Origin of the sequence: Saccharothrix algeriensis, assembly GCF_016907655.1 — a bacterium.
Taxonomy (GTDB): Bacteria; Actinomycetota; Actinomycetes; order Mycobacteriales; family Pseudonocardiaceae; genus Actinosynnema; species Actinosynnema algeriense.
In genome coordinates this window covers 5,909,309-5,935,616 of sequence record NZ_JAFBCL010000001.1, presented here as the reverse complement: position 1 = coordinate 5,935,616, position 26,308 = coordinate 5,909,309, and the positions used below count along the sequence as shown (strand labels likewise).

Annotated in this window: 25 protein-coding genes; 12 read left to right on the top strand and 13 right to left on the bottom strand. The window is 74.4% G+C overall.

Annotated elements, in window-relative coordinates; genetic code table 11:
- Positions 1 to 327: 327 nt before the first annotated feature.
- The 8 genes from JOE68_RS26975 to JOE68_RS26940 all read left to right on the top strand — a co-directional run bounded on the left by JOE68_RS26975 (position 328) and on the right by JOE68_RS26940 (position 11,860).
- The gene (locus JOE68_RS26975) at positions 328 to 2,463 is read left to right on the top strand and encodes a TOMM precursor leader peptide-binding protein (RefSeq protein WP_204845185.1); all 2,136 of its coding nucleotides are present in this window, start codon (positions 328 to 330) and stop codon (positions 2,461 to 2,463) included.
- Between the two features lie 15 nt (positions 2,464 to 2,478).
- The gene (locus JOE68_RS26970; protein WP_204845184.1) at positions 2,479 to 2,658 is read left to right on the top strand and encodes a hypothetical protein; all 180 of its coding nucleotides are present in this window, start codon (positions 2,479 to 2,481) and stop codon (positions 2,656 to 2,658) included.
- A gap of 171 nt (positions 2,659 to 2,829) precedes the next feature.
- On the top strand, positions 2,830 to 3,015 hold the full coding sequence (locus tag JOE68_RS26965; RefSeq protein WP_204845183.1) for a thiazolylpeptide-type bacteriocin: 186 nt from the start codon (positions 2,830 to 2,832) through the stop codon (positions 3,013 to 3,015).
- A gap of 112 nt (positions 3,016 to 3,127) precedes the next feature.
- Positions 3,128 to 5,134, top strand: a complete 2,007-nt coding sequence (locus tag JOE68_RS26960; RefSeq protein ID WP_204845182.1) for a TOMM precursor leader peptide-binding protein — start codon at positions 3,128 to 3,130, stop codon at positions 5,132 to 5,134.
- Between the two features lie 13 nt (positions 5,135 to 5,147).
- A complete protein-coding gene (locus tag JOE68_RS26955) occupies positions 5,148 to 6,821 on the top strand; it encodes a SagB family peptide dehydrogenase (RefSeq protein WP_204845181.1) in 1,674 nt (557 codons plus the stop codon).
- Between the two features lie 22 nt (positions 6,822 to 6,843).
- Positions 6,844 to 9,564: a lantibiotic dehydratase gene (locus tag JOE68_RS26950; protein ID WP_204845180.1), complete on the top strand. Its 2,721-nt coding sequence runs from the start codon at positions 6,844 to 6,846 to the stop codon at positions 9,562 to 9,564.
- Positions 9,561 to 10,625 (top strand): thiopeptide-type bacteriocin biosynthesis protein, encoded by a 1,065-nt coding sequence (locus JOE68_RS26945; protein ID WP_204845179.1) that lies wholly within the window; start codon positions 9,561 to 9,563, stop codon positions 10,623 to 10,625. Before JOE68_RS26950 ends, JOE68_RS26945 begins: the two co-directional genes overlap by 4 nt.
- A complete protein-coding gene (locus tag JOE68_RS26940) occupies positions 10,622 to 11,860 on the top strand; it encodes a M50 family metallopeptidase (RefSeq protein WP_204845178.1) in 1,239 nt (412 codons plus the stop codon). The genes JOE68_RS26945 and JOE68_RS26940 overlap by 4 nt, the downstream gene beginning before the upstream one ends.
- 82 nt (positions 11,861 to 11,942) lie before the next feature.
- Here JOE68_RS26940 and JOE68_RS26935 read toward each other — a convergent pair whose 3' ends face one another.
- Both JOE68_RS26935 and JOE68_RS31985 read right to left on the bottom strand, forming a co-directional pair.
- On the bottom strand, positions 11,943 to 12,209 hold the full coding sequence (locus JOE68_RS26935; protein WP_204845177.1) for a hypothetical protein: 267 nt from the start codon (positions 12,207 to 12,209) through the stop codon (positions 11,943 to 11,945).
- Positions 12,210 to 12,762: 553 nt separating this feature from the next.
- Positions 12,763 to 12,885: a hypothetical protein gene (locus JOE68_RS31985; RefSeq protein ID WP_275585009.1), complete on the bottom strand. Its 123-nt coding sequence runs from the start codon at positions 12,883 to 12,885 to the stop codon at positions 12,763 to 12,765.
- A gap of 32 nt (positions 12,886 to 12,917) precedes the next feature.
- On the opposite strand from JOE68_RS31985, the gene JOE68_RS26930 reads away from it, so the two are divergent.
- From JOE68_RS26930 to JOE68_RS26915, 4 genes are read left to right on the top strand one after another with little or no spacing between them, the layout of a single operon-like run.
- Entirely contained in the window at positions 12,918 to 13,508 is a 591-nt protein-coding gene (locus JOE68_RS26930) for a YbaB/EbfC family nucleoid-associated protein (RefSeq protein WP_307819919.1), read from the top strand.
- A 7-nt stretch (positions 13,509 to 13,515) separates the two neighbouring features.
- Complete coding sequence (locus JOE68_RS26925) at positions 13,516 to 13,836, top strand: WXG100 family type VII secretion target (RefSeq protein WP_204845176.1); 321 nt, start codon at positions 13,516 to 13,518, stop codon at positions 13,834 to 13,836.
- Between the two features lie 11 nt (positions 13,837 to 13,847).
- Positions 13,848 to 14,978, top strand: a complete 1,131-nt coding sequence (locus JOE68_RS26920; RefSeq protein WP_204845175.1) for a hypothetical protein — start codon at positions 13,848 to 13,850, stop codon at positions 14,976 to 14,978.
- Positions 14,978 to 15,793: a hypothetical protein gene (locus tag JOE68_RS26915; protein ID WP_204845174.1), complete on the top strand. Its 816-nt coding sequence runs from the start codon at positions 14,978 to 14,980 to the stop codon at positions 15,791 to 15,793. The genes JOE68_RS26920 and JOE68_RS26915 overlap by 1 nt, the downstream gene beginning before the upstream one ends.
- 139 nt (positions 15,794 to 15,932) lie before the next feature.
- On the opposite strand, the gene JOE68_RS26910 is transcribed toward JOE68_RS26915, so the two are convergent.
- The 11 genes from JOE68_RS26910 to JOE68_RS26860 form a co-directional block, all read right to left on the bottom strand.
- A complete protein-coding gene (locus tag JOE68_RS26910; RefSeq protein WP_204845173.1) occupies positions 15,933 to 17,027 on the bottom strand; it encodes a saccharopine dehydrogenase C-terminal domain-containing protein in 1,095 nt (364 codons plus the stop codon).
- Entirely contained in the window at positions 17,020 to 18,045 is a 1,026-nt protein-coding gene (locus JOE68_RS26905) for a saccharopine dehydrogenase (protein ID WP_204845172.1), read from the bottom strand. The genes JOE68_RS26910 and JOE68_RS26905 overlap by 8 nt, the downstream gene beginning before the upstream one ends.
- Entirely contained in the window at positions 18,042 to 18,287 is a 246-nt protein-coding gene (locus tag JOE68_RS26900; protein ID WP_204845171.1) for a hypothetical protein, read from the bottom strand. Before JOE68_RS26900 ends, JOE68_RS26905 begins: the two co-directional genes overlap by 4 nt.
- Before the next feature lie 596 nt (positions 18,288 to 18,883).
- Positions 18,884 to 19,393 (bottom strand): hypothetical protein, encoded by a 510-nt coding sequence (locus tag JOE68_RS26895; protein ID WP_204845170.1) that lies wholly within the window; start codon positions 19,391 to 19,393, stop codon positions 18,884 to 18,886.
- A gap of 329 nt (positions 19,394 to 19,722) precedes the next feature.
- On the bottom strand, positions 19,723 to 20,664 hold the full coding sequence (locus tag JOE68_RS26890) for a hypothetical protein (protein ID WP_204845168.1): 942 nt from the start codon (positions 20,662 to 20,664) through the stop codon (positions 19,723 to 19,725).
- Positions 20,661 to 21,416, bottom strand: coding sequence for a class I SAM-dependent methyltransferase (locus JOE68_RS26885; protein ID WP_204845167.1), 756 nt, complete (start codon positions 21,414 to 21,416; stop codon positions 20,661 to 20,663). Before JOE68_RS26885 ends, JOE68_RS26890 begins: the two co-directional genes overlap by 4 nt.
- A gap of 14 nt (positions 21,417 to 21,430) precedes the next feature.
- On the bottom strand, positions 21,431 to 22,024 hold the full coding sequence (locus JOE68_RS26880; RefSeq protein WP_204845165.1) for an NADPH-dependent FMN reductase: 594 nt from the start codon (positions 22,022 to 22,024) through the stop codon (positions 21,431 to 21,433).
- A 299-nt stretch (positions 22,025 to 22,323) separates the two neighbouring features.
- The gene (locus tag JOE68_RS26875; RefSeq protein ID WP_204845163.1) at positions 22,324 to 23,793 is read right to left on the bottom strand and encodes an FAD-dependent monooxygenase; all 1,470 of its coding nucleotides are present in this window, start codon (positions 23,791 to 23,793) and stop codon (positions 22,324 to 22,326) included.
- A 164-nt stretch (positions 23,794 to 23,957) separates the two neighbouring features.
- Positions 23,958 to 25,196 (bottom strand): MFS transporter, encoded by a 1,239-nt coding sequence (locus tag JOE68_RS31980; protein ID WP_204845161.1) that lies wholly within the window; start codon positions 25,194 to 25,196, stop codon positions 23,958 to 23,960.
- On the bottom strand, positions 25,193 to 25,864 hold the full coding sequence (locus tag JOE68_RS32310; protein WP_204845159.1) for a YczE/YyaS/YitT family protein: 672 nt from the start codon (positions 25,862 to 25,864) through the stop codon (positions 25,193 to 25,195). The genes JOE68_RS31980 and JOE68_RS32310 overlap by 4 nt, the downstream gene beginning before the upstream one ends.
- 91 nt (positions 25,865 to 25,955) lie before the next feature.
- On the bottom strand, positions 25,956 to 26,279 hold the full coding sequence (locus JOE68_RS26860; protein WP_204845158.1) for a VOC family protein: 324 nt from the start codon (positions 26,277 to 26,279) through the stop codon (positions 25,956 to 25,958).
- Positions 26,280 to 26,308 lie beyond the last annotated feature (29 nt).

Below are 26,308 nucleotides of genomic sequence, written 5' to 3'. Positions count from 1 at the left end.
ACGCCGCCCTGCCCGGCCCGGTCGGACCAGGGGGACGGCCTGCCACCCGCGGAAGCGCGCACCCTCGGCGACGCCGCTACCTGCGTATGCGCGCTTCCGCAGGTGACGATGCCGCCGAACGGGTGACAGGCGCGGTCGCCGTGTTGCCCGCCGGACAAACCCCCTGATATACCCTGCTCGACCAGGCCGGACCCCGCCGCACACAATTTTCCCCCCTCTTCACCATCGGTTTTCCACGTATTTGTCGATGCTGGCCGGATAATTCAGGCAGCGCGTTCAAACCTGCTCATCGCGGGTGTTCCCACGAGCCGGAGGTCTCAGGTGGCGGTGCCCGAAGAAATCCGTGCGGTCCGGCCGAGGCTGCGCCAGGACGCGGTGTTCCTGCGCTCCGACGGCGGGGTCTACCTGCGCGGCGGCGAGACCGCGTTCTTCCTGCGCGGCCGCACGGCCTACCGCTGGGTCTCGACCCTGTGCCCGTACCTCGACGGCGGCCACACCGTCGCCGAGCTGTGCGACGGCCTCGGCGAGGCGCACCGCGCGGCGGTCGTCGACGTGATCGGGGCGCTGCTGGACAGGGGTTTCGCCGTGGACGCCCGGCCGGCCGGGGAAGCGGGCCTCGACCAGGCCGTCCTCGCCCGGTTCGCCCGCCAGGTCGCCTACCTCCAGCACGCCACCTCGGGCGACGCCACCGGCTTCGCCGCGGTGCGCGCCGCCCGGGTGCGCGTCGTCGGCTCGGGGACCTGGGCGACCGCGGCCGCGGTCGCCCTGCTGCGCAACGGGGTCGGCGCGGTGGAGGTCGCCGGTTCGGGCGTGGACGAGCGGGCGCTGGCGGCCGAGGTCGCCGCCGTCGCGGCGGGCGGTGTCGAGGCGACCGCGCGGGTGCTGCCCCCCGGCGCCGCGCCCGCCCGCGCGGACGTCGTGGTCCACTTCGCGGAGCCGGGTTCCCTGACGGGCCTGCCGGTGTCCGCCGCGGACCCGACGCCGCTGGTGCCGGTCGTGGTGCGGGCCGGGACGGCGGTGCTCGGCCCGGTCGCGGCGGGCGCGGAGGGCCCCTGCTGGGTCTGCGCGCAGCTGCGGCTGGCGTCGACCAGCCACCCGGCGGAGGCGGCCGACCTGTGGCGGGAGCTGGCCCTGGGCGTGCCGGTGCGGCCCGGTGCGCCGACCTCGGCGGTGGTGGCCGACATGCTCGGCACCGCGGCGGCGTTCGAGGCGTTCCGCCTGCTGGCGGGCCTGCCCGCGGACACCGCGGGCGCGGTGGTGCAGGACCTGGAGACCCTGGAGTCGACCCGGCAGCGGGTGTTCCCGCACCCCGGTTGCCCGCGCTGCGGCGACGCGGTCCGGACCGTCGACGCCGCCGAGCCCGCCGCGGCCGTGGACGACGAGGCGCGCTATGAGAGCCTGTCCGCGCTGGTGGGCAACCGCTTCGGGGTGTTCGAGTGGTTCACCGACGACGACCTCACCCAGGTGCCGCTGAAGGTCGCGGGCCTCCGGGCGCCGTCGCCGAACGGGTTGACGGCCGGGACGCGGGAGCTGGTGGCCGTGGACGGCACGTCGGTGCTGCTGGCGCGGATCGCGGTGCTGGAGGCGGCGGCCGTCCACTACGCAGGCGCCCTGCCCGACCGCCCGGACGTGCTCACCGGGACGGCCGACGCGCTCGCCGCGGCCGGGCACCGGGTGCTCCGGCCGTCCTGCCTGGACACCGCCACCGGGGTGTCCGACGACATCGACCGGTGGGTCCGGGCGACGTCGCTGAAGTCCGGCGGGACCGCGCTGGTGCCGCTGGCGGCGGTGTACCCGATGTCGGCCGCCAACGCCGCGCGCGTGGTCGAGGCCGTGCCGGTCGGCGCGGCCGCCGGGCCGGACGCGGACGCGGTGGTCGCCAGGGGGCTGGCCGGCGCGCTCGCCCACCGCGGGCTCGTCGCGACCCTGCGCGGCCGGGCGGCGGGGCTGCTCGACCCCGAGGCCGAACCGGCGGGCGACGCGGTGACCGCGCTGCTCAAGGGTTTCCGGCACCTGGGGCGCGCGGTGCGCGTGCTCGACCTGCCCGCCGCCGCGCCCGCCCACGCGGTCGTCGCCCACCTGGCCGGGCCGGTCGAAGAGCGTCCACTGTGGACGATCGGGTACGGCTGGGGGCGGGCGGCGGCGCTGGAGCACGCGCTGCGGGACCTCCTGGGGACCCTCCAGCTGCACGGCGACGGCCGCGCCGCCGACCTCGGCGACGGCCTCGCGCCCGACCTGGACCCGCGGGCGCTGGTCGTGGGGCCCGCGGGCGCGCGACGACCGGACGCCGACCCCGCCGCGGCCCTGGCCGACCCGGTGGGCGACGCGCTGCTGGTGCGGACGACGACCGCCGACCTCCGGGCCGCGGGCCCGCTGGTCTCCGGCGTGGTGCTGCTGTCCCGCCCCGGCGACTCCGAGAGACCACCGGCCACGGTGGCCGTGGGCACCCTGCACGCGGACTGACACGAGGAGACCCGAATGACCCTGCTCAAGGACGAGCTGCACCGCTTGGAGATCGAGACCTTCGAACTGGAGGAGCTGGCGGACACCGGCGTCGACCTGGCGGCGACCAGCTCCAGCTGCTCCTGCTCCAGCTGCTGCTCCTGCTCGACGTCGAGCTGCTGCTCCACCTCCACCTCCACCTCCAGCTGCGGCTGAGCCGGGCGTGCACGGCCCCCGCGAGGGGGGCGGGCACACCGGCGTGCGGTACCTGCGGGACCGCGGACCCGACACCACCGCCGCGGACCCCCGCAGCAGCACCGGCACGCGGAACCTGCTGAACACGGTCCCGGGCGGATCACCGACGAGCGCCGGGTGGAGGTGACAGACATGGCGAACCTCAGGGACGAACTGCACGCCCTGGAGACCGAGACCTTCGAGATCCAGGACATCGGCGACGTGGACAGCGTCGCGTTCGACTGGTGCAGCTCCAGCTGCTCCTGCTCGAGCTGCTGCTCCTGCTCGACGTCGAGCTGCTGCAGCACGAGCACGAGCACCGGTTGCGGCGGCGGCTGAGCCGGAGCCCAGCCCGCCCGGCGCGGCACGGGCCGGGCCGGGCGGGTGTGGGTCGAGCGGGGCGACGGATGGCGGCCGGGTGCGAGGCCCGGCCGCGGGCGAGGGAGGGCGAATGAGCGTCGAGCTGACGACGCCGGGGGCGACCGCGGGCGCTGCCGACCCGCACCGGGTCGCGGTGCGGGGCGGGCCGCTGCTCCCCGCGGTGCCCGCCGGCGGGTGGCCGCGACCGGTCGAGTGGGCGTTGGGCACGCTGCGGTCGGCGCTCGCCGAGGCGCTGCCGGGCACGGTGCTGGACGTGCGGCCGCTGGGGTTGCCGGTGGCCGCGGGCGAGCCCGGCCCGGACGACGCGGCGCCCGCGCACGGCCTGACCGTGCGGTGGGCGCCGGGGGCGGTGCTGGTCGGCCCGGTGCGGGCCGGGTCGGCGCCCTGCGGGACCTGCCTGGACCGGCGGTGGCTGGCTCTGCGCACCCTGGAGGAGCGGCGCGCGCTGGAGCACGACGACGCCGCGGCGTTCGTCGCGGGCCGCGATCCCGGCCTCACGCCGTTCGCCGTGGCGACCGCGGTGGCGGTGGCGGTGGCGGCGGTCGGGCGCCCGGATCGCGCCGATCACGTGTACGAGGTGCGCACCACCGACCTGGGCGTCACGAAGCACCGGCTGATCGCCGACTCGGCCTGCCCGGACTGCTCGGTCCCGCTCGACGACGGCCCCGACGCGGTGGTGCGGCTGACCCCGACGCCCAAGCCGACCCCGACGACGTACCGGTTGCGCGAGCCGGAGGACATCGGGCTGCCGGTGTCCGGCTACGTCAACCCGGTGTGCGGCGCGCTGGGCCCTGCCGGGCTGCGCGCCTACCACTGCACCGCGACCGCCCCGGTGAGCGGCTACTTCCGGGTGCGCAGCAAGTACGACCTGCACGACATGTGGTGGAGCGGCCACGGCGACTCCTACGCGCGTTCCGAGCTGCTGGGGGTGTTGGAGGGGCTGGAGCGCTACGCGGGCCAGTTCCCGCGCGCGCGGCGGCGCACCGAACTCGCCTCGCTGGCCCAGCTGCGCGACCGGGGGCTGCCCGCCCTCGACCCCAGGCTGTGCGGCGCCTACACGCCGGACTTCTACCGGCACCACTCGGTGTTCTACGAACCCTTCACCGAGGACCGGGTGCTGAGCTGGGTGTGGGGCGCCTCGGTGCGCGACGACCGGCCGGTGCTCGTGCCCGAGCAGCTGGTCTTCTACCTGGACTGGCGCGCGGAGCGGAAGTTCGTGCAGGAGTGCTCCAACGGTTGCGCCAGCGGCAGCTGCCCGGAGGAGGCGGTGCTCCACGGGCTGCTGGAACTGCTGGAGCGCGACGCCTTCCTGCTGTGCTGGTTCGGCTCCGCGCGCATCCCGGAGATCGACCTCGCCACCGTGCGCGACCCGGCGACCCGGTTCATGGCCGACCGGGTGGCGGCCCTGGGCTACCGGGTGCGGCTGTTCGACATGCGCGTCGACCTGCCGGTGCCGCTGGTGATGGCGGTGGCGGAGAGGCGTGACGGCGCGCCGGGCACGCTGTGCTTCTCGGCCGGGGCGGGGCTGGAGCCGGAGGGCGCGGTGCACGCCGCGCTGTGCGAGGCCGCCTCGTACGTGCCCGGGTTCGCGGAGCGGGTCGAGGCGAAGCTGCCGGAGCTGCGGCACATGGTCGAGGACCCCGACCGGGTCACCGAGCTGTCGCACCACGCCCTGCTCTACGGGCTGCCCGAGGTGGCGCACCGGGCGGACTTCCTGTTCGGGGGCGCGCCGCCGCGGTCGATGGACGAGTTGTACGCGGGCTGGTCGGCCCTCCGCGGCGAGGTGCACGACCTGGCCGAGGACGTGCGCGGGCTGGTGGACCTGGTCGCGGCCGGGCCCGGCGGCGACGTCGTCGTGGTCGACCAGACCTGCCCGGAGCAGCGCGAGGTCGGTCTGACCACGGTGGCCGTGGTGGCTCCCGGGCTGGTGCCGATCGACTTCGGCCGGCGCCGGCAGCGGGTGCTCACCAGCGACCGGCTGCGGGCGTTCCTGGCCGGCGAGCTGCCGCAGGTCTGGCCGCGGGGCGAGGGCTTCGGCGCCACCGGCCTCAACACCCACCCGCACCCCTTCCCCTGAGCGGACACCGGCGATGCACCCCTCCCCCCGCCTCCCCGACGGCGTCCTGCCCGCGGCCGAGGCCCCCGACCCGCGCGGCACGGTCGGCAACGGCGACACCGCCGTGGTCGCCGACTACACCGAGGCGGTGTTCCGGCGCAGCCGGGAACCCATGCCGCCCCTCGGGTTCGAGGTCGACTGGGACGACCAGCCGTCCCGGCACAAGACCTACCCGGGCGCGACCCGCCTGCCGCTGCCCCGCGGCCTGGCCGCGGGGCCGGCGGCGGTCCTGCTCGACGCGGGCGCGACCGGGCCCGGCGGCGGCTGGGACCGGGGGCGGCTCGCGTCGCTGCTGCGCCTGTCGTACGGGGTGCTGGGCAGGCGGATGGCGGTGAACTGGAACCAGGACGCCGAGAAGCGGGCGCACTACCCGGCGGCGGCCTGGAGCCGGGGCACGGCCTCCGGCGGCGGGATGTACCCGCTGGAGCTGTACGTGGTCAGCGGCGCGGGCGGTCCCCTGCTGCCCGGGGTCTACCACTACGCGACCGCCCACCACGAGCTGGAGCGGCTGCTCACCGGTGACGTGACCGGCCGGGTCGCGTCGGCGCTGGGCGCGGACGACACCGGGCTCTACGTGCTCGCGGCGGTCCGGTTCTGGAAGAACTCCTTCAAGTACAACAGCTTCTGCTACCACGTGGTCACCCAGGACGCGGGTGCGCTGGCCGGTTCGTGGGACGTGCTGACGCGGTCGCTGGGTGAGCGGACCTCCCGCGCGCTGTGGTTCGACGAACGAGCGCTGGACGACCTGCTGGGCCTCGACGGGATGACCGAGAGCGTCCTGGCGGTCCTGCCGCTGACCTGCTCCGCGCCGGCCCCGGCCGCGGCGGCGGACCCCGGCCCGCGCCCGGTGGCCGTGGCGCACGAGCGCTCCGAGCGGCTGCTCCGCTTCCCCACCGTCGACCTCGTGCACGCCGCCGCGCTCGTCGGCGACACCCCGCGCCCGCCGGCGGGGACGCACCGCGCGGCCCGCCCGCGGCCGGCCGCGGAACTGGGCGCGGAGGTCGCCCTGCCCGCGCCGTCGACCGGGCCGTTCGCCGGCGACCTGGCCGGGGTGCTGGCCTCCCGCCGGTCGAGCTTCGGCGGCTTCACCGCCACCCCGCTGGCGCTGGACCGCCTCGCCACCCTGCTGGCCGCGGCCTCGACCGGCGGCGCCACCGGCAGCGACGTCAAACCCGCCGGCGAGCGGCTGACCCGGCTCTTCGTCCTGGCCAACCGCGTCGACGGGCTGGAGCCGGGCGGCTACGCCTACGACCCCGACGGCCACGCCCTGCGCCGGCGGCCCACCCCCGCGGAGCCGCTGGGCGAACTGCTGCAGCGGCACTACCTGCTGACCAACTACAACACCGAGCAGGCCGCCGCGGTGGTGGCGATCACCGGGCGGCTCGCGCCGATGCTCGCCGCGTTCGGCAACCGGGGCTACCGGGTGCTCAACAGCGAGGTCGGCGCGGTCTCCCAGACCTGCTACCTGGCCGCCGCCGCGCTCGGCGTCGGCTGCGGCGCCGTGCTGGGCCTGGACAACATCGCGCTCGACGACCTGCTGGGGGTGGGCCCGGAGCACGGCAGCGACGAGCGCACCCTGCTGTTCCTGCTGGTGGGCCCCGAGCGCACCGACCCCGCCGACATCGTGCTGACGCTGGACTCCGCGTGACCGCCCCAGGGAGAACCACCCGATGACCACCACCGCACGCCCCGCACCACCGGCCCTGGACTTCGTCCTGCCGCCGCTGTTCCTGCTGCGCGTCGGCGGACTGCCCTTCGACGTGGTCGAGCACCTGCGCTGCGCCGAAGCGGTGGGCTGGGCCGACGCGGTGCTCGACGCCGAGGCCGTGATCGCCGCGGGCGCCGTCCCGCTGGCCGACGCGCTCGCCGAGGCGATGGGCGCGCACCGCGAGGAGCCGGCGCACCGGCAACTGCTGATCAACGTCCGCCGCGCCGTGTTCAACGGCAGGCGCCCGCGCGGCGCGCGGGCGGCCCTCGACCTGCTCGACGGGACCACCGCCGGGATGCTGCGCCGGTGGCTCGACGCCCTCGACCGGCGCGACGCCGCCGCGGCCGGGGGCCCGTCCGTGCTGGCGGCCGAGATCGCCGCCCGCCGCGACCGGCTGCGCGCCCTGGCCGACTCGCCGGTGCTGCGCGCCGGGGTGCTGCTGTCCTCGCCCTCGCTCGACCGCCACCTCGACCCCTACCTGGCGTCGGCCGCCGGCGCGCCGCTGGGCAAGCGCGCCCGGCGGATCGAGCGGTCGGTCCTGGAGTACCTGTACCGCACGGCGTGCAAGACCAGCCCCTTCAGCACGCTGACCAGCGTCGGCCTCGGCACGTTCGCCCCCGCGGGCGGCGGGGGCGGCGCGGTGCGCGTCGAGCCGGCCGGCGGCGCGCCCCGCTCGGCGGCCCGGCTGAACGTGGCGGTGCTGGCCAGGCTGTCGGCGATCCTGTGCGCCGACGCCGGGGTGCGCGGCGACCTGCCGGTGGAGGCCGCCGCCGGGTGGCGGGTGGAGGGCGACCGGATCCGCTACCTGCGCCGCGACACCGCGCTGGGCGAGGACGACGGCGAGGCCGCGGTCACCGTCGAACCGGTCAGCGAGTCGCTGTTCTACCTGCCCGCGGGGGACGTGCTGACCGACGTGCTCGCCGCGCTGCCGCCCGGTTCCGCGTTGACGATGCGCGCGCTGGCGGCACGGCTGGCCAGGGTCGACCGCGACCCGGGCGACGTCGAGGGGTACTTGGCGCACCTGCTGCGGCTGGGCCTGCTGGTGGTGCCCGACCTGCGCCTCGACATCCACGACCCCGACCCGCTGGCCACCTACCTGGACGGCCTGCGCCGCCTGGGCGCCGCGTGGGCGGTCGCGCTGGCCGACCGGCTGGACCGGGTGCGGGCCGCGGTGGCCGCGTACCCGGCCGCCGCGGTGGACGGGCGCAGGGCGCTGCTGGCCGGCGTGCGCGAGGAGCTGGACGCCGCGCACGCCGACCTCGGCCGCGCCGACGTCCCGGTGCCGCGGACGCTGGTCTACGAGGACACCGCGCTGCCCGCGGCCTCCGTGGTCGGCGACCTGGACGTGTGGGAGCGGCGGCTGCTGCCGCAGCTGCGCGAGCTGTGCCGGGTCCTGCCCGCGTTCGACCTCAACGTCGGCCGGCGGCTGGTGACCAAGGGGTTCTTCCGCGCCCGCTTCGGCGCGGGCGGGACCTGCCGGGACGTGCTGTCGTTCGCCCACGAGTTCCAGCAGGACTTCTTCGAGCAGTACGCGATGCGGCAGCTGCGCCGGCGCCCGTTCGACGACGACAACGGCTACGTCCGCCAGGAGAACTGGTTCAAGCTCCCCGAGGTCGACGCCCTCGACGACGCCCGGTGCGCCGCCGCGGACCGGATGAACGCCGCGCTGACCGCCGGGGCGACCGAACTGGTGCTCGACCGGTCGTTCGTCGACGCGGTGGCCGCCCACGTGCCCGACACGCTGGGCGTGCTCGACCCGCGGTCGTTCTTCCTCCAGGTCGCCGACCGCGGGGACGGGCGGCCCACGGCCGTGGTCAACCGGGTGTACTCGGGGCTGACGCTGCTGTTCTCCCGGTTCGCGCACCTGTTCGCCGGCGGGACCGGCGACGGGAGCGACGTGGTGGAGCGGCTGCGGGCGGCGCTGCTCGACCTCACCCCGCCCGGCGCGGTGTTCGCCGAGCTGCGCGGCGGGTACGACGCGACCAACCTCAACCTGCACCCCGCGGTGACCGCCTACGAGATCGTCTGCCCCGGCGAGGTCGGGCAGCGGCCCGCGGCCGAGCGGATCGCGGTGGACGACCTGGTCATCGTCGACGACCCCGACGAGGACCGGCTGGTGCTGCGCTCGGCCCGGCTGGGGGTGGAGGTGATCCCCGTGTACCTGGGGTACCTGCTGCCCATGGCCCTGCCGGAGGTGCAGCAGGTGCTGCTCAACTTCTCCTACACCGGGATGGCGCAGCTCGACCTGTGGGCCGGGACGTCCGTGCCGCTGCCCGACGGCACCATCGAGGAGTACCCGCGGGTCCGCTTCGGCGACGTCGTGCTGCAGCGGCGGATGTGGAAGCTGCACCCGGGCTACCTGCCGCGCCGCGAGCCCGGTGACGACGCGGCGGCCTGGTTCCTGCGGTGGCGGCGCTGGCAGCGCGACAACGGGCTGCCCCGGTTCGTCTTCGCCACCCCCGACGGCGCGGGCTCGGCCGGTGTGGAGCGCAAGCCGCTGTTCGTCGACTTCGAGAGCGCGTTCTCCCTGGGCCTGCTCGACGGCCTGGCCAAGTCGGCCGGCGGGCGGCTGGCGATGACGGAGATGCTGCCCGGTCCCGACGACCTGTGGCTGCGCGACGGCGACGACCGGTTCGTCACCGAACTGGTCCTGGAACTCGACGGTGTGCGGAGGCGGTCATGACCACGATCGTGCGGGACGGGCAGGGGGCGCCGGCCGGTGGGCCGACCGCCGCCGCGGCCCGGTGGCAGGCGACGCACGTCCACTACGCCGGCAACGCCGACCCGATGATCGTCCACGGGATCGCGCCGCTGGTCCGCGACCTGCGGGAGCGCGGGTTGGTCGAGCGCTGGTTCTTCATCAAGTACTGGTTGGAGGGCCCGCACGTGCGGCTGCGGCTGCTGCCCGCCGCCGGGGTCGACCCGGAGCTGGTGCGGTCGGAGACGCGGGCCGCGCTGACCGCCTTCCTGCGCCGCAGGCCGGCCCTGTACGAGGCCGACGCCGACGGGCTCGCCGACCTCTACCACAGGATGTTCCTCGCCGAGTACGGCCAGGAGCGGTGGGACGAGACCTACGGCGAGTCCGGGATGCCGCTCCGCGCCAACAACTCCTGCCACGAGATGCCCTACGAGCGCGAGTACGGCCGTTACGGCGGGGTGGCCGGCGTCGAACTGGCCGAGTGGCACTTCGAGGTCTCCAGCGACCTGGTGGCGGGCCTGCTGCGGACGACCAACGTGCACGTGCGGACGGTGCTGCTCGGCCTCGCGGCGCAGCTCTCCGCCACGATGTGCTTCTCGTTCCTGGGCACCGCCGAACGGGTCGCGAAGTTCCTCGACGACTACCGGACCTTCTGGGAGACCACCTACCAGGAGAACAGCGACGAGTACCACGAGTCGTTCGACAAGAGCTACGCCCGCATGGCCGACAAGCTGGCCGAGCGGGTGGCGGCGGCCGCGGAGGTGGCCCTGGACCACGCGTCGGCGGCCGACTCCGACGCGCGCCGGGGCTGGGCTTCGCACTGCGCCGACCTGCGGGACCGGGTCGCGGAGCTGGCGCGGGCCGGGGCGCTGGAGTTCTCGCGCGGGCCGGTGGCCGACGTCGACGGCGCGTCGGCGATCCTGCTCAGCTCCTACCTGCACATGACCAACAACCGGCTCGGGGTCAGCATCCTCGACGAGATCTACCTGTCCTACGTGCTGCGGCGCGCCGTGCTCGACCTGGCCGGATCGGGAGCCCTGCGGTGACGGCGACGCAGGACCCGGCGGAGCTGCCCCGGGCGTTGGCCGAGGCCCGCCCCGCGCTGCGCCCGGAGGTGGAGCTGGGCCGGGCGCACCGACGCGGGACCACCGTCGTGCACCACGTGAAGGACCCGGCCACCGGCTGGTTCTACCGGGTCGGGGCGCGGGAGCACGCCGTGCTGTCGCTGATGGACGGTGCGCACACCGTCTCCGACATCAGCGCCGCGTACGCCGCCCGGTTCGGCCGGCTGCTCGGCCCGGCGCAGTGGCAGCAGGTCTTCACCATGCTCGGCAACCGGCACCTGCTGGCAGGCGCCACCGACCCGGCGGCGCTGGCCGCGTCGCGCGAGCGGCGGGACGCCTCGGAGAAGGCGGGCAGGTCGTTGCTGCGGCGCAGGGTGCCGCTGGTCCACCCGGCGCCGCTGTTCGAGCGGGTGGCGCCCCGGCTGGGTCCGCTGTTCAGCCCGTGGACGGTGGTGCCGGGGCTGCTGGTCGCGCTGGCGGTGGTGGTGTACGCGCTGGCGGGGTTCGGCTCGCTGCGCGCCGACATCGCCGCCGGCCCCGGCCTGCTGGTGTACCTCGGCCCGTCGCTGCTGGTCACCTGGGGCCTGCTGGTGCTGCACGAGAGCGCGCACGGCCTGGCGTGCACCCGGTTCGGCGGCACGGTCGGCGAACTGGGGGTGATGTGGCGCTTCCCGGTCCTCGCCCCGTACTGCAAGACCGACGACGTCGTGCTGATGCCGCGCGGGCGCGGGGTGGCGGTGGCGTTCGCGGGGATCTACTCGAACCTGGTGGCGCTGGCGCCTTTCGTGCTGGTGCACCAGCTCTCCGAACCGGGCGGCTTCTGGCGCGGCTTCACCGCGGCGGTCGTCCTGTTCGGCGCGGTGTCGGGACTGGTGAACCTGGTGCCGTTCCTGGAACTGGACGGCTACCACATGCTCAACAACGCCCTGGGCACCCTGGACCTGCGCGGTGAGAGCTACCGCTACTGGGGCCTGCTGCTGCGCGACCGGTCGGCCGCGCGGGAGTACCCGGCCGGGGACCGGTGGGCGTACGGGGTCTACGGCGCGGCATCGGTGTTGTTCGGGCTCGGTGTCGCGGGCACCCTGGCGGTGGTGTGGTTCCTGACCATGCGCCCGTGGTTCGGCCCGCTCGGGGCGACGGCGGTGCTGGTCGTCGAAGCCGTGGTGCTGGTCGCGCTCGCGCGCCGGTTCGCCCGGCGGCGCAAGGTCTCCGCCTGACACGCGCGGACCGCGCGCGGTCCCCTGGCGGCCCGCGCCGCCTCGCCCCGCGGGCGAGGCGGCCACCGCTTCGCGCGACGCGTCACGACTCGTCGCGGAGTTCCGCGGGGCGCGGGGCGATCGGCGGGCTCCCGGGCAGCTTGCGGTCGGCGAAGTCCCGGTAGACGCGGTCGGCCAGCGCTTCCCGCTCCAACTCGACCCGCGCCCGCTCGGTGATCTCCCGTTCCCTCGCCAGGGCCAGCTCGTGCTTGCGCTGGAGGCGGGTCTTCAGCGCGCGCTGGACCCCCCACACGATCCACCCGCCGGTCGCGGCGAACGCGGTGAAAAGAAACGCGAGTAAAAACTGCACACCGCGCACAATACACTGCACAGCGTGATCACCACAGATCATCGCAGCCGCGGCGACCTCGACGCGCCCGAGGTGTGGCGGGCGGGGTGAACAGGTCGAGGGCGGCGCCGACCCGCTCGGCACCCCGATCGGCCGCGGCCGGAGCGAGTCGATCGCGCTGCACTCGCCGCGTCGGTGCACCGAGCAGGACGCCGCCACTGCCGCATTCACCCGTTGGCGCAACATCCAGGCCCGGCCCAGGACCGGCTCACCCATTCACACCCGGACCCACCACCCGGCCACGGCTTGCGTGACAAGCCACCGGCTTCCGTTCATCCACCTCGGATTCCCCTGCCCCTCCCACAACGAGCCCATGTCGACCGTTGCGGCCATCGAGCAGGTGTGCGCCGACAAGTGCCCGTCCGCAAAGGATCAACGCACGGGTCAGGGCCACCGCGTCGACTTGTGGCACCGCCGCGGAATCGGCATCCCTCCGGACGTCCCTCGGGTTCACCTCTGAGCGGCCTCTGCCTTTTTCACCCGTTCGGGCACACAGCGTGCCCGTCACTTGCCACTATGGTTCCCGCACGTCGACGCCGCGCGTGCCGTCGAGTCGGAATCCCTTGGAGGTCTTGTCGTGTCGGCCGAGTTCGACCAGCTCGTCGCCCGGTTCGAGCAGTTCCAGGCCGGGCTGCACCGGGTCGACCAGCAGGCCGCCGACATCGGGGGATGCAGCGGGAGCTGGCCGCGATGGAGGTGGTGGCCTCTTCACCGGACCGCGCGGTGACCGTCGTGGCCGGTCCGTCCGGGTCGATCAAGGACATCCGGCTGGCCGACCACGCCGTGCGCCGCCCGCCGCAGGCGCTGGCCGCAGCGCTGATGGCGACCCTGCGCCAGGCCGTGGCCGAGGCGGCGCGCCGCCAGGCGGGCATCGTGGAGAACGCGCTCGGTGACGACATGCGCCTCACCGACCAGGTGCTGGAGACCCAGGCCCAGCTGTTCGGCGTCACACCGCAGGAACTGCGCGCCATGACCGAGCAGGGCCCGACGCCCGCCGGCCCGTCCCACGGCGGCCCGTCCCACGGCGGTCCGCCACCGGTGAGCCCGCCGCCGCACGGACCGCCCGTGACGGGCCCGGGTTCGCCCCGGATTCCGTCCGCCCAGCCGGCCCCGCCCCGCCGGCCCGCGCCGGTCGGGGAACCGGACGACTTCTCGCAGCACCGGTTCCTCCGGGGCGACCAGCCGCCCCCGCCTCCGCGGCCAGGCCCTGCGCGCGACGACGGCCGCTTCCTCGACCTCTACGACGACGAGGACCGGTGAACCCGCGATGAGCGGCTTCGACGTCAGCCCGGACGAGCTCCGGACCTTCGCCGGCAAGCTCGACGGGCACCGCGGCACCGCGGGGGAGATCTCCGGCCTGGTGGCCAAGGCGGACGTGTCGAACAAGTCCTGGGGCGTGGTCGGCCTGTTCGTCAAGGACGACTACACGCAGATGCTGAACGACCTGAACGAGCTGTTCACCGCCATGCAGGACGGACTGCAGTCCGGTGCGGACAAGTTCCGCGGCGCGGCGCGAGACTACGCCGACCAGGAGGAAGCGGTCAAGCAACTCTTGAACGGCCTGCGGGTCGAACTGGACGACCGGTAGGGGCATCCACGATGGCGGAAGTCAAGACCACGGCCGGCGGCGTCGAGATCACCGTCGGCGAGAAGGACACCGGCCGGAAGGTGGCCGAGGCGGTCCCCTTCTACGGCAACTACCTCAAGACCGCGGAAGCGCTGGGCAAGGCGCAGAAGGACGGCGGCGCGGAGGTCACCGGCCTGGCCTCCGAGGCCACCGGCCTGATCGGCGCGCTCGGCACCTCGGCGTACGGCATCGCCACCGACCCGATCGGCTGGCTGGTCGGGCAGGGGCTGAACTTCCTGATCAGCGTGGTGCAGCCGCTGGAGGACGCGATCCACTTCGTCAGCGGCGACGGCCCGGCGCCGGCCCAGGCGGCGGAGAACTTCAACGCCATCGGCAAGGGCGTGGCCGAACTGCGCAAGAAGTTCGACGAGGACCTGCAGAACTCGGTGACGAGCTGGGGCGGCCCCGCGTCGGAGGCGGCGGGCACGAAGCTCGGCGAGTTCGCCAACGGCATCGACGGCGTCGCCGGCCAGGCCGGTGAGCTGGCGCAGATGCTCCAGATCTCCAGCATGATCATGACGATCGTCGAGGACTTCATCAAGGCGATCCTCACCGAGCTGATCACCTGGCTGGTCATGATCTGGATCCCGGCGCCGGCCGCCGCCGTGCCCAGCTTCGGCGCCTCGACCGCCGCCGCGGGCGCCGCGACCGGCGTGCGGGTCGCCTCCACCGGCAGCCGGGTCGCCCGGGTCGTGGCCAGGCTCAAGCAGTTCCTGGCCAGGATCCTCGACTTCCTGCGCAACCTGGCCAAGCGGGTCGGCAACGTGAAGACCGCCTTCCAGCGCTCCATGGCCGACAAGCAGATCAGCCACGCCGCCGCGGTCGGCATGAGAGAGGCCAAGCTCCCGGGCAGCAACTCGCCGATGGTGAAGATCTGGGGTGAGAAGGGCATGCTCGGCGAGCGGGTGCAGGACGGGTTCGGCAAGTCCATGAGGACCGCCGCCGTCGACGCGGTGCGTTCGCAGCCGGGTGTCGGCGGTGGCGCGAACGCCGGGGTGGACAAGCCGATCCGGAACTACGGCGCCGGCCAGAAGGCCGCCGACTACGGCGACACCGGCGCCGACCAGTCGAAGCAGCAGACCGAGGGGTACCTGGACATCTGATGGAACACGTCCTCGACCTCGCACCGCTCATCGCCGTCCTTCTCGGCCTGTTCGGCCTCCTGGTCTGGTGGAAGTGGCACGGCGAGCGAAAGGAGGAGCGGGAGCACGCCGCCGCGCTGGCCGCGCTGGCGAACGCGCTCGGCGGAGAGGTGGCCGACCCCGGCGAGGCCCGTGCGTGGTCAGCCGAGCTCCTACCACCGCTGCGGGACGAGACCGAAGGCTTCGTCAACCGGATGGGCACGGTGCGGCGCGCCCGCGTCGAGACCGCGCTGGACTTCCGGCGGGGTGGGTGGTCGATCCGCGTCAGCGAGGCGTCGATCAGGAAGCACGTCGCCACGGCCGGCGCCACCACCATCCACCAGCACAGGATCGAGGTGGCCGCCTCGGTCCCGGCGCCGATGAAGATCAGCCGACGAACCCACGTGGACTTCAGGGGCCGCCCCCTCTCCCCCGAACACGCCCGGGCCGCCGGCCCCGCCGGCGAAGCACCGCTCACGGTGGCGCGCGAACAACGGCAGTGGCTGCGGGCCGGGCTGCCGGAACCGGTGAACCGCGAGTTCACCGTGTTCACCGCCGACCCCGCCGCCGCAGCACGGGCGTTCACCCCCCAGGCCGTCGAGTGGCTGCTCGACCAGACCGGCCCCAACCCGTTCCTGAGCGCGATGCCCCTCGTGCTGACCTTCGAAGCGGACCTGGTCTACGCCACGGCGCCCAAACGGATCGACCCCGACCGCCTCCTGGCCCGGGTCGACGTCGTCCTCGGCCTCCTGGACCGGATGGGTGCGACACCGGCCAACCCGCCCGTGACGGCCTGAAGCCACGTTACGAGCCGGCCTGGGCGGCAGGCGGGAGCAAGCCGTGAGAGCGGATGAGCCGGGTGGCGCTGGAGCAGTCGCCCGGCAAGTGGTCCCGTCGCGCGGGGTGCGTGGCGGGGTTTTGCGGGTGGGTGGGTTCTCACCGCTGGGTCAGGTGTGCGGTGATGCCGTTGTGCCGCAGGGCGTCCAGCCAGCGGCGGGTGGTGGCGCGGTCTTCGGCGGCGCGGTGCAGGCCGGGGTCGAGGCGGCCGGCGAGGATGTCGCCGATCCCCACCGCCAGCGGGACGGACACCAGGCGGGCCATCGCGCTGTCGTCGTCGTCACCGACCACGTCGAGGGTGTACTCGCCGGACCAGGACGCGGCGCCCTGGACGTGCAGGGCGACGGCGAGGACGACGCGGTCCCTGTCGGTCTCGGTCGTGGGGTGGCGCCGGGCGAGGTCGGCGGCCAGTTCGGTGATGCGGTCGGGGTCGGGCTCGCGGAGCTCGGCGAACACCGGCTGCCACGCCTCGTGCCACCCCTTGAGCCGCAGGGTGCCGCGCACGAACGTCTCCGGCGCCCAGTCCGCGCCGAACCCGTACTGCTCGAGGAAGGGCAGGCTGTCCCGGTTGGGGTACGCCTCGAACTCCTCGCCCGCCGCGGTGTGCGGGCGGGTCGCCTCCCAGGGCCGCTCGGCGACCCGCTCGCGGCCGTCCTCGATGTAGCGGGCCGGGGAGAGCAGCGCGGTCAGCACGCCGCGGGGCGCCCAGCTGAAGCGGTAGCGGAAGTCGTTGGGCACCGCGGGGACACCGCCGCAGTAGGAGGTGAACCGGACCCGGGCCGGCCCGTCGACGGCCTCGCGCGCCCTGGCCACGAGGTCGTGGGCGAGCAGGTGGTCGATGCCCGGGTCGAGACCCGCCTCGGTGAGCACGACGACCCCGGCGCCCGCGGCCAGCTCCGCGATCTGCGGTGAGACGTAGCTGGTGTCGGCGAAGTGCGCCCCGGACCCCAGGCACAGCCGCAGGACCCGGACGTGCTCGGTGGCGGGCAGCATCGATGCCACCACGTCGCCGGCGGCGGGCGCCAGGTCGGCCAGCGCCGCCGTGGACACCCGCCCGGACAGGCCCAGCCGGTCCGCGCAGGCGTCGGCCTTCGCCGCGGTCCGCCCGTAGAGGACGACCTCGGCGCCGTCGGCGAGCAGGCGCAGGCCCGAGCCGGTGGACAGGCCGGTGCCGACCCAGTGGACCCTAGGCATGGGCGTTCTCCTTCACGGCGCTGCGGAAGAGGGCGGTGGCGCGCCGCCAAGGGGCGCTGTCGAGGTCGACGAGGTGCGGCGCGAGGTCCGCCGAGAAGCTCAGGCCGGCCTCGACCGGCAGCAGCGACGGCAGGTTGTCGATGGCGATCACGTCCACCGGGCGCGCCCCGCCGCGCAGTTCGCGGGTGGGGGCCTCCCACGAGGTCAGGGCGTCGTTGACGGGCAGCACGTTGCACTCGGAGGTGACGTCGCAGGTGACGTCGGAGAGCACCCGCAGCAGGCGGTCGGGGTTGTCCAGGTCGGCCGAGGTGACGAACGGCGGGATCGGGGCGGTGCTGAGCACCGCGTTCACCAGGACGTCGTGGCGCAGCAGCGCCGGCCTGTCGAGGTCGGCCGTCTCCGCGACGTCCCACTCGGTGGGGGTGACGCCCGCGCGGACCAGGGCGTCGCGGGCCCCTCGCCCGCAGCGGCCGAGCGCGCCGACGACCAGCGCGGTCATCGGCGCGCCGGGCTCGGCGAGCGCGGCGTCCAAAGCCTCGCGGCTGGTCGGGGCGAGCGGGGTGGTCAGGGCGCCGCGCAGGTGCAGCACGGCCAGCGCGGCGCCGACGTAACCCGCCCAGTACCCGAAGGCGGCGAGCCTGCGGCCGGCGTCGTCGGTCAGGTACTCCAGGTCCATGAGCACGCCACCGCCCTCGGCGAACCGGGCCAGCAGCTCACCCGCCCCCGCCTGCCCCTTGTAGGCGTGCCCGAAGTAGATGTGGCGGTGGCGCAGCGGGCCGCCGTCGGGCAACTCCTTGAGACCGACGACGACCACGTCGTCCGGGGCGTCGACCCAGCTGCCCGCCTCGGCGACGGCACAACCCGCGGCCCGGTAGTCGGAGGTGGCGAACACCCGCTGGGGCGAGTCCTCCACGGTGATCCCGACCCCGGCGGCGACCAGCGCCCGGGCGTCGGCGGGCGACACGGGCGCGCGCCGCTCGGTCGACCGGGTCTCGTGCCGGATCCACAACCGGGTCATCGTGCCGGTCCTTCCAGGACGGGGGTGCGGGTGTTGGGCGACGGGCGGTACCCCCGCCGCACGGGCGGCTCCCAACCGCGCACGACGGACGCCGCACCGACGCTGATCGCCTGGCCGGAGCAACGGTGCGCGCCGCCGAAGGTGGGGACGGCCGGGTCGCCCCGGCCCGGCCGGAAGGCGTGCGGGTACGGGTCGAGGTGCGACGCGGCGGTCGCCGGGGTCGGCTGGCTCGACGTCGTCATGGTGCTCCTCACTCGACCCTGCGGGGTGATCGCGCCGGTGATGACGACCTTTGTACCGCAGAGGCGCCCTCGTGGGCGCGCAGGACCCGGATCCGGCGGCGGAGCCGCTCCGTCGGGCGACCCTGCACCGGGCCCGCGGGTCCGAGAGACCTGCACGTCGGCGTTGGCGATCGCCTGCGCGACCTCGGTGGCGCAGTGCCCGACCACGGCGGAGTGCCCGGCGGGATCGCGGCCGGCGCGGCCCGGTTCCCCGGGCGGCGCGGCCGGCAGCGCGACAGGGCCCGGCATCGTCCACATCGGACAAACGCGCGGCGGACGCCGCGTCGACGGGCGGTGGAGGTCGGTTCCCCCGGGGCGGACCGGTGAGGCATCCGAGCTGTGCGGTGGCAGGACGCGGAGATGTCCTGCCACCGCAACCCCCGTCCGGCCGGGGCGTCCTGCTCCGCAGGCGACGACCGGTGTGCGTTCGCGGCTCCGGTCGCGGGGAGTCGTTTCCGTCGACCGGTCGGTTCTGCCCGACAGCCGCAAGGCCGGAAGCGCGGAATGGGTTTCAGGACCTCGTCGACCGGACAAGCCCCCCTGTTCGACCGCCTGTGTCAGAGGGAGATGGCGGGGCTGTAGATCTGCGGGATTTCGGCGGTGGTGTTGTCGGGCCAGAGGACGGCGGCAATGGCGCCGCTCTCGTAGGTCGCCGACACGTGCGGCGACTTGGAGGGGAAGGCGTTGGCCAACGCCGCGGAGAACTTGTGGCTGTCCGTCGAGGCGATCAGGGCGCCGTTGCGGTAGAGGCCGACCGCGATGTAGATCTCGGGCATGACGTGGCTGCAGTTCAGGTCGCCGAACGCCTGCTCACCGCCGCCCGAGCCTCCGTACCAGCGGTTGGGGAGGTTGGCGCTCAACGTGCAGGACCAGCTGCCCTTGGACACCGTGGCCGTGGTCCGGACGGAGGTGTCCGGGGTGTGCGCGGACAGCGCGGGTCTGTCGATGCCGGGCGCCTCGGTGCCGGCATGTGCGCTCGGACCGGCTGCCACGAGCGCGACTGCCGCGATCACGACGGCGGCGAGCCTGCCCAGTCGGGAGCCCGACTGCCATTCACGTGTTCTCATGTGCGTCCTCGACTTCGGGGGGTTCAAGCGGATTCTCGGAGCACTCAAGCTAGCCACCCCCCGATCACGCTGTAAATGCGCTCGCCGAGTGACGGCCGTTCGGTCCGCGCCCGCCGGGAAACCGGCGCTCCGCCATGCGGTGAAACGGAATGCGACGAACACCGGGCAACCTGCCCGCACAAATCGTGCGTGAAATGCGGAGGCCCTTCCCCGCCCGGCGCTCGCGGCGGCGCGCGACCGCACCCGTCCCCGCGCACCCCGGCCGGACGAGACGGCCGAGGCCCCGCTCCCGACGCGGGGAGCGGGGCCTCGGTCCGGGCCCGTGGTGCTCAGTGGACCTCGAACACCGCGTACATGCCCTTCTTCAGCAGCATGATCGCGTCGTCGGCGTCCTTCATCCAGCAGATCACGATGTAGCGGCCGGGGTGCAGCGGGGGCGTGGCGGTGACCGACTGGCCCGGGGAGATCGGCAGCAGGCCGGCGGGCTCCGGGTCGGCGAACGGCGGCGGGTCGGTGGGCCACTCGCCGTGGTCGCCGAACTTGGCGACCCAGGCGGCCAGGTCGGCGTCGGTGACCTCGGGGGCCAGCGAGAACAGGATGGCCTCGTTGGCCTGGCCCGCCATGGTGTTGACGAACTTGAGCGGTTGCCCCGCCGTCGGGGTGCCGGTCACCACGAAGCGCGGGCCCTCGCCGCTGACGTCCTTGGCGGTCAGCGTGCCCGCCGCGGCCGGGACGACCCCGAACTGCAGGCCCGAGACCGTCAGCACCTTGTGCCGGGGCTGGGCCACGCCGTAGCGGAAGTCCATGTGGTCGAACAGGACGTACTCGCCCGGGGCGAGCGACTGGACGAACGTGCCCGGCTGACCCACCTTGGTCTGCACCCCGCCCAGCAGGGTCACGTCGTCCTGCACCCGCCTGCTGCCGTCGAGGATGGCGGCCGGGTCGGTGGAGGCCAGCTTGCGGTAGTTGTCCCGGAACGACTCCCAGGTCACCCCGCGGTGCAGCTTGACCAGGCCGACCCAGCCGGACCGGGCGTCGGTGGTGGACACCTGGAACGTGACCGCCCCCGCCCGCACCGACGGCTGGACGATCAGGTCGCCCGGGATCGACCGCACGGGCACGGTGCGCCAGTGGGCGACGTCCTCCTCCGCGGACGTCGCGGCGGACACCGCGGCAGGCGCCGCGGTGGCGGGTGCGACGACGCCTAACGTCGCCGCGGCCGTGACGGCCAGGCCCACCAGCAGCCGGGCCGGGTTCTCGGTGATCTTCATCGTTTCCTCCCCCACGCCGAGAACATCAGCACAGCCACGTCACGGCCCTCCGGCCGGTCGAGGTTGGCGGTGAACTCGGCGATGTCCTCTTCGGTTGCCAAGCCGTTGTCGACCAGCGGTCGGCCCTGGAGCCGCAGCCGGGTCGCGATGAGTTCGTTCTCCTGCGGGGACTGGCCAGGGCCGAGCGGCGTGACCCGGGCACCGATGTCCGCCAACCCGACCCTGGCCAGGGTGGCGGTGAGCCGACGCGCCCACCGCACGTCGACCCCGCCGGTCCGGAATTCCTCGAGGTAGGCCCGCAGGACCGCTCTGGCGGCCTCCGACGGGGCGTCCTCCACGGGCAGGTAGTAGAAGTCCTCGACGAGCAGCGTGCCGCCCGGGGCCAGCCAGCGCGCCGCCGCGGCGACCGCGGCGTCCGGGTCCGGCACCGACGACAGCACCGCCCTGGCGAGCACCAGGTCGAACGAGCCGGGTGCGAAGTCGGCCTCGGTGAGGTCGCCCTGCACGACGGTCAGGTTCGGCGACCGGGTGGGGTCGATCTGCGACACGTCGGTGTCCAGGGCGGTGACCGACCCGCGCGGGACGCGCTCGGCCAGCCAGTGGGACATGCCACCGCCGCCCGCGCCCAGGTCCAGGCAGCGCGCGTCGTCGGCGAGGGCGAAACCGGAGATGATCCCACCGGTGTGCGGGAGGTAGTTGCGCTCCCAGATGCTCGTCAGCAGCGCGGTGCCGCTTTGTTCCACTGTGGACATATGACCCTTCCCGGTCAGAATGCGTACGGGTTCTTCGCCCGCGCCTCGCGCAGCGCCTCGCCCCACCAGACGAGCTGGTCGATGAGGTCCTTGGCGGCCTGGTCGCTGCCCGCGGGGCCGGCCTCGGAACCGTCGGCGTCGAAGTCGTTCCAGGCGTTGTGGAAGCTGATCATGTTGCGCACCGTGGTGGCGTGCAGCTCGGAGAACACCTGGCGGAGGTGCCCGGCCGCGCGCAGGCCGCCACCCATGCCGCCGTAGGAGATCAGGCCGACCGGCTTGGCCTTCCACTCGTTGAGGAACCAGTCGATGGCGTTCTTCAGCGACGCCGGGACGGCGTGGTTGTACTCCGGGGTGATCACCGCGTACGCCTCGGCGTCGCCGATCCGCTTGCCGAGCGCGGTGCGGACCGCCTCGACCTCGGGCTCGGCCGGCTGGCCGTAGGCGGGCAGCTGCAGCGGCAGCGGGTAGTCGACCAGGTCGATGACGTCGACCTCGACGCCTCCGTGGGCGATGGCCTGCTTGGTGAACCAGGACGCCACGGTGGGGCCGAAGCGGCCGGTCCGGACGCTGCCGATGATGACCGCGAGCTTGAGGGGGGTGTTCGACATGGTGTGCCCTTTTCTCTGTTCCGGGTTGGCGGGTGCTTCTTCGATGGGTTGTGGTGCTGCCCGGGCGGCCGGTGGGACCGGTCCGGGCGGTGGCCACCCGCCTGGTGCTCAGCCTGGCGGATGGCCGCCTGCCGAGCCCCTCCACGACCGGGGGACGCGGAGACCGGTGACCCGGTCCGGTCCGGCGCGGCGAGGGGCGGGCGGGGGTGCGGGGGCGGTCCCGGGGACCGGGGCGGCGGTGGGCGCCGCCGGCTCCGCGGGGTCGGGGCGGCCGTGCGCGACCGGCGGCGGCGGGGCGCTCATCGGCTCGGTCCGAACCAGCGGGTGAGCGCCATGGGCAGGTCGGCGTGGCTGCCGGGGGCGGCCCAGGCCACGTACCCGTCCGGCCGGACCAGCAGGGCCGAGGTGCCCGCGAGCGGGCTGTCGGCGGCCACCGCGTGCGGCTCGGCGGTGATCACGTCGACCCGGTCGGTCCACCCGGTCGCCCGCGAGCGCAGGACCGCGTTGTCGGTCAGGTCGAGCAGCACTCCCCTGGCCGGGTGCAGCAGCTCGGTCACCGTGGTCTTGCGGTGCTCGCCGACGAGGTCCAGGTGCGGCGCCCTCCGGCCCAGCAGCGGGTGCGAGCCGGTGTCGACCGGGTAGCGGATCTCCAGGCCGCTGACCATGCCGGCCAGGTGCTTGGCGACGTCCTCGTAGCCGATCAGCTCGGTGAGCACGTCGCGCAGCGGCTGCACCTCGTCGCCGCTGAGGAACAGCAGGCCCTGGGCCCGGGTGTTCATCAGCAGCCGCTGCCCGACCGGGTGGCGCTCGTCGTGGTAGGTGTCCAGCAGCGCGGCGGGGGCGCGGCCGGTGACCACCGCGCCGAGCTTCCAGCCGAGGTTGACCGAGTCCTGGATGCTGGTGTTCATGCCCTGCCCGCCCGCGGGCAGGTGGGTGTGGGCGGCGTCGCCGGACAGCAGCACCCGGCCCCGGCGGTACTCGGTGACCTGGCGGGTGGCGTCGCCGAACGAGCTGACCCACACCGGCTCGGCGTGCCCGATGTCCTCACCGGTGACCCGCCGCCACCCCGCGGCGACCTCGGCGAACTCCGGCGGGCTGGTGCGCCTCCTCGGCGGGACGCCGCGCTCGCACAGGATCAGCCGGGTGGTCCCGTCGCCGAGCGGGCCGACCATCACCATGCCGCCGGGGAAGGTCTCGCCGATCATGCGCGGGGCCAGGTCGAGGCCGCGCACGTCGGCCAGGAACATCTCCAGGGTGGCGGCGGTGCCGGGGAAGTCGAAGCCGGCGGCCTTGCGGACCAGGCTGCGCCCGCCGTCGCAGCCGACGAGCCACGAGCAGGTCAGCACCTCCTCGCCCGCCCCGGTGTCGACGCGCACCTCGACCCGGTCGCCGTGGTCGGTGAGGGCGGTGAGCGCGTGGCCGCGGCGCAGGTCCGCCCCCAGCTCCACCGCCCACTGCTCCAGCACCGCCTCGGTGACCGACTGCGGGACGGTCTTGGCGGCCTGGTGGGCGCCGTCGAGCACGCCGAAGTCCACCGGCAGGCCGCCGAAGTGGCCCTGGTCGCTGAAGGTGATGTCGCCGAAGCGGGGCAGCAGCCCGCGCTGGTCGAACACCTCCATGGTGCGGGCGGTGAAGCCCAGCCCGCGGGACTCGCCCGTCCTGGCCCGCAGCCTCTCCAGGACGATGACGTCGGCCCCGGCGAGCCGGAGCTCGGCGGCCAGCGCCAAGCCCGCCGGGCCGGCGCCGACGACGATCACTGCGGCGTCCATGTGCCTCTCCTTGCCGTGGTCGGGGGAACGGGCAGGTCGCTCCGGAGTGGACGGACCTGGCACCGAGTCGTGGAACGGTTGTGCCACCGGGTTCTCCACCTCCAACCTGTTCGATCCCGACCGCGTATTCAAGGCTCCGACTTGCAGACCTGTGTCAAATCGCGTCAGGTCTTCCCGGGCTCGGCGCCGGGCGCGCCCACCCGGTCCACCGACAGCGGGAAGAACAGCAGCGCCGCCACCGCCAGGGCGGCCAGGCCCGCGGAGATCCCGAAGCCGGTCGGGATCGACGTGGCCGCGATCAGCGGGCCCAGCAGCAGCGGGGACAGGAACTGGCCCAGGAACGTGGTGGTGCCCGACAGCGACGTGGCCTGGCCGCGCAGGTCGGCGGGCGCCCCTTCCCCCACCAGGACCGTCAGCGCGGGCAGCGCGACGCCCTGTCCCAGGCCCAGCAGCAACGGGGCGATCAGCAGCACGAACGGCTGGGAGATCCCGGCGAGCAGCACGAAGGAGGCCACCCAGCAGCTCAGCGCGACCACCAGGAGCCGCTGGTAGGTGCGGCCCCGGCGGATGCGGGCGTAGAACACCCCGACCAGGCTCATCGCCGCGGCCATGACCACGGTGTAGAGCGAGACCAGGATCGGGTGCTCCACCCCGAGCTGGGCCAGCCGCTGCGGCAGGAACACGACCAGGGCGTACATGAGGACCGAGCCCAGGGCCTGCAGCGCGTAGTAGCCCAGCAGGGCCGGGTGGTCCCGGAGCAGGCGCAGCACGCCCTTGCGCGGGCGGCCGGGGGTCGCGCCCGCGCCGCCGGTGCGCGGCAGGACCAGCAGCGTGGCGATGCCCAGCGGGATGCCGAGCAGGTAGACGCCGAACGGGCCGTGCCACGACAGCCCGCCGAGCACGCCGCCGACCAGCGGCCACACGACCCCGCCGAGGCTGGTCGCGGTGCCCCGGTAGCCCATGACCCGGTCGCGCTCGGCGCCTTGGCGGTACAGCTCCAGCATGGCCACGGTCGTGCCGCTGAACACCGCGGCGGCCCCGATGCCGAAGAGGAACCGGCTGGCGATCAGCGCGGGGTAGCTGTCGAGCACCAGCCCCAGCCCGCCCGCCGCGCCGTAGAGGACCAGCCCCGCGCCGAGCGGGACGCGCACGCCCCAGCGGTCGATCATCCAGCCGACCACCGGGCTCGACAGCGCGATGGCCAGCCCGTGGGCGGTGATGATGAGCCCGGCCGCGGTGCCGGTGACCCCCAGGTCGCCCCGGATCACCTCCAGCACCGGGGTGATGATCGAACCGGCCATGACAGTCAGGGTGGAGGCCAGCAGCAGCACCCACAGCGCGCCCGGCCCGGCGCCGGGCCGGGTGCCCCCGCCCGCGGCGCTGGTCTTCGGGGTGGCGCTCACGCCGCCACCCCGGCCGGCGCCGGCGCGAGCGTCCCGAGGCCCCGGTTGGGGATGCGCAGGAGCTTGCCGTTGGCGGCCATGAACGGCTGGATCAGCCCGTCGACGAAGACGAGGAAGGCCAGGGTCCCGATGCCGACCGGGCCGCCCAGCAGGAAGCCCGCGGCGAGCAGCACGGCCTCCACCGAGACCTTGGCCGCCCAGAACGGCCACCGCCAGCGCTGGGTCATGCTGATCACGATGAGGTCCATCGCCCGGATGCCGGTGCCGCTCATGATGATCAGCGACGAGCCGTAGGCGCACAGCAGCACGCCCAGCACCAGCGACACGACGCCGGGCAGCACGGACAGGTCCAGCAGGCGCAGCAGGTCGATCAGGCTGCCGCACAGGAAGAAGGTGACGAACGGCGCGAGCACCGGCCTGCGCCGGTTCCACAGCGACCAGATCGCGATGCACACCACCGCGATCGAGGCTTGCGCGATGCCGATGGTGATGGGCAGGTGTTCCAGCAGGCCGAGCGAGAGCACGTCGAGCGGGTCGACGCCGAGCCCGGAGTGGATGAACAGGGTCGCCCCCGCCGAGAAGACCAGGCATCCCAGGAGGTAGATGGCGTAGCGCGGCAGCTTCTCCCGGAGGGCTCCCGCGGGGCGCGCCGCGAAGGTGTCGGACACGGTGGTTTCCTTTGCGCTGGTGGCTTTGCCCGGGGGGCCGCGCGGAGCGGGCAGGGGGTGGCCCGCCCCGCGCGGGGCTGTGGGGCGCGGCTCAGGCGTTGACGAAGATGATCCGGTTGCCCTCGGGGTCGACGATCTCGAAGCGCTCGCCGGTCTTGTGCGGCATGAGGTCCGTGGTCGCCACGTCCGCCAGGGCCTCGTGCGCCGCCGGGATGTCGACGGCCGTGAAGGCCATGCTCAGCGGCGCCTTGTAACCGTGCGACTCCACGACCAGCTCGCCGCCGTTGCCGGTGTCGAAGACGGTGTGGTTCTCGCCCTGGTCCAGCACCTTCAGGCCCAGGCGGTCGCGGTAGAACTCGGTCATCACCGCGACGTCCTTGCAGTCGATGAGCGTCACGGTCAGGTTCCCGAACATCGTGTGGTCCTTTCGACAGGGGAAGATGG

Coding starts and splice junctions, on each gene's coding strand:
- JOE68_RS26970 (WP_204845184.1), top strand. CDS start 2,479: ATGACCCTGCTCAAGGACGAGCTGCACCGCTTGGAGATCGAGACCTTC.
- JOE68_RS26965 (WP_204845183.1), top strand. CDS start 2,830: ATGGCGAACCTCAGGGACGAACTGCACGCCCTGGAGACCGAGACCTTC.
- JOE68_RS26960 (WP_204845182.1), top strand. CDS start 3,128: ATGAGCGTCGAGCTGACGACGCCGGGGGCGACCGCGGGCGCTGCCGAC.
- JOE68_RS26955 (WP_204845181.1), top strand. CDS start 5,148: ATGCACCCCTCCCCCCGCCTCCCCGACGGCGTCCTGCCCGCGGCCGAG.
- JOE68_RS26950 (WP_204845180.1), top strand. CDS start 6,844: ATGACCACCACCGCACGCCCCGCACCACCGGCCCTGGACTTCGTCCTG.
- JOE68_RS26945 (WP_204845179.1), top strand. CDS start 9,561: ATGACCACGATCGTGCGGGACGGGCAGGGGGCGCCGGCCGGTGGGCCG.
- JOE68_RS26930 (WP_307819919.1), top strand. CDS start 12,918: ATGCAGCGGGAGCTGGCCGCGATGGAGGTGGTGGCCTCTTCACCGGAC.
- JOE68_RS26925 (WP_204845176.1), top strand. CDS start 13,516: ATGAGCGGCTTCGACGTCAGCCCGGACGAGCTCCGGACCTTCGCCGGC.
- JOE68_RS26920 (WP_204845175.1), top strand. CDS start 13,848: ATGGCGGAAGTCAAGACCACGGCCGGCGGCGTCGAGATCACCGTCGGC.
- JOE68_RS26915 (WP_204845174.1), top strand. CDS start 14,978: ATGGAACACGTCCTCGACCTCGCACCGCTCATCGCCGTCCTTCTCGGC.
- JOE68_RS26910 (WP_204845173.1), bottom strand. CDS start 17,027: ATGCCTAGGGTCCACTGGGTCGGCACCGGCCTGTCCACCGGCTCGGGC.
- JOE68_RS26905 (WP_204845172.1), bottom strand. CDS start 18,045: ATGACCCGGTTGTGGATCCGGCACGAGACCCGGTCGACCGAGCGGCGC.
- JOE68_RS26900 (WP_204845171.1), bottom strand. CDS start 18,287: ATGACGACGTCGAGCCAGCCGACCCCGGCGACCGCCGCGTCGCACCTC.
- JOE68_RS26895 (WP_204845170.1), bottom strand. CDS start 19,393: ATGAGAACACGTGAATGGCAGTCGGGCTCCCGACTGGGCAGGCTCGCC.
- JOE68_RS26890 (WP_204845168.1), bottom strand. CDS start 20,664: ATGAAGATCACCGAGAACCCGGCCCGGCTGCTGGTGGGCCTGGCCGTC.
- JOE68_RS26885 (WP_204845167.1), bottom strand. CDS start 21,416: ATGTCCACAGTGGAACAAAGCGGCACCGCGCTGCTGACGAGCATCTGG.
- JOE68_RS26880 (WP_204845165.1), bottom strand. CDS start 22,024: ATGTCGAACACCCCCCTCAAGCTCGCGGTCATCATCGGCAGCGTCCGG.
- JOE68_RS26875 (WP_204845163.1), bottom strand. CDS start 23,793: ATGGACGCCGCAGTGATCGTCGTCGGCGCCGGCCCGGCGGGCTTGGCG.
- JOE68_RS26860 (WP_204845158.1), bottom strand. CDS start 26,279: ATGTTCGGGAACCTGACCGTGACGCTCATCGACTGCAAGGACGTCGCG.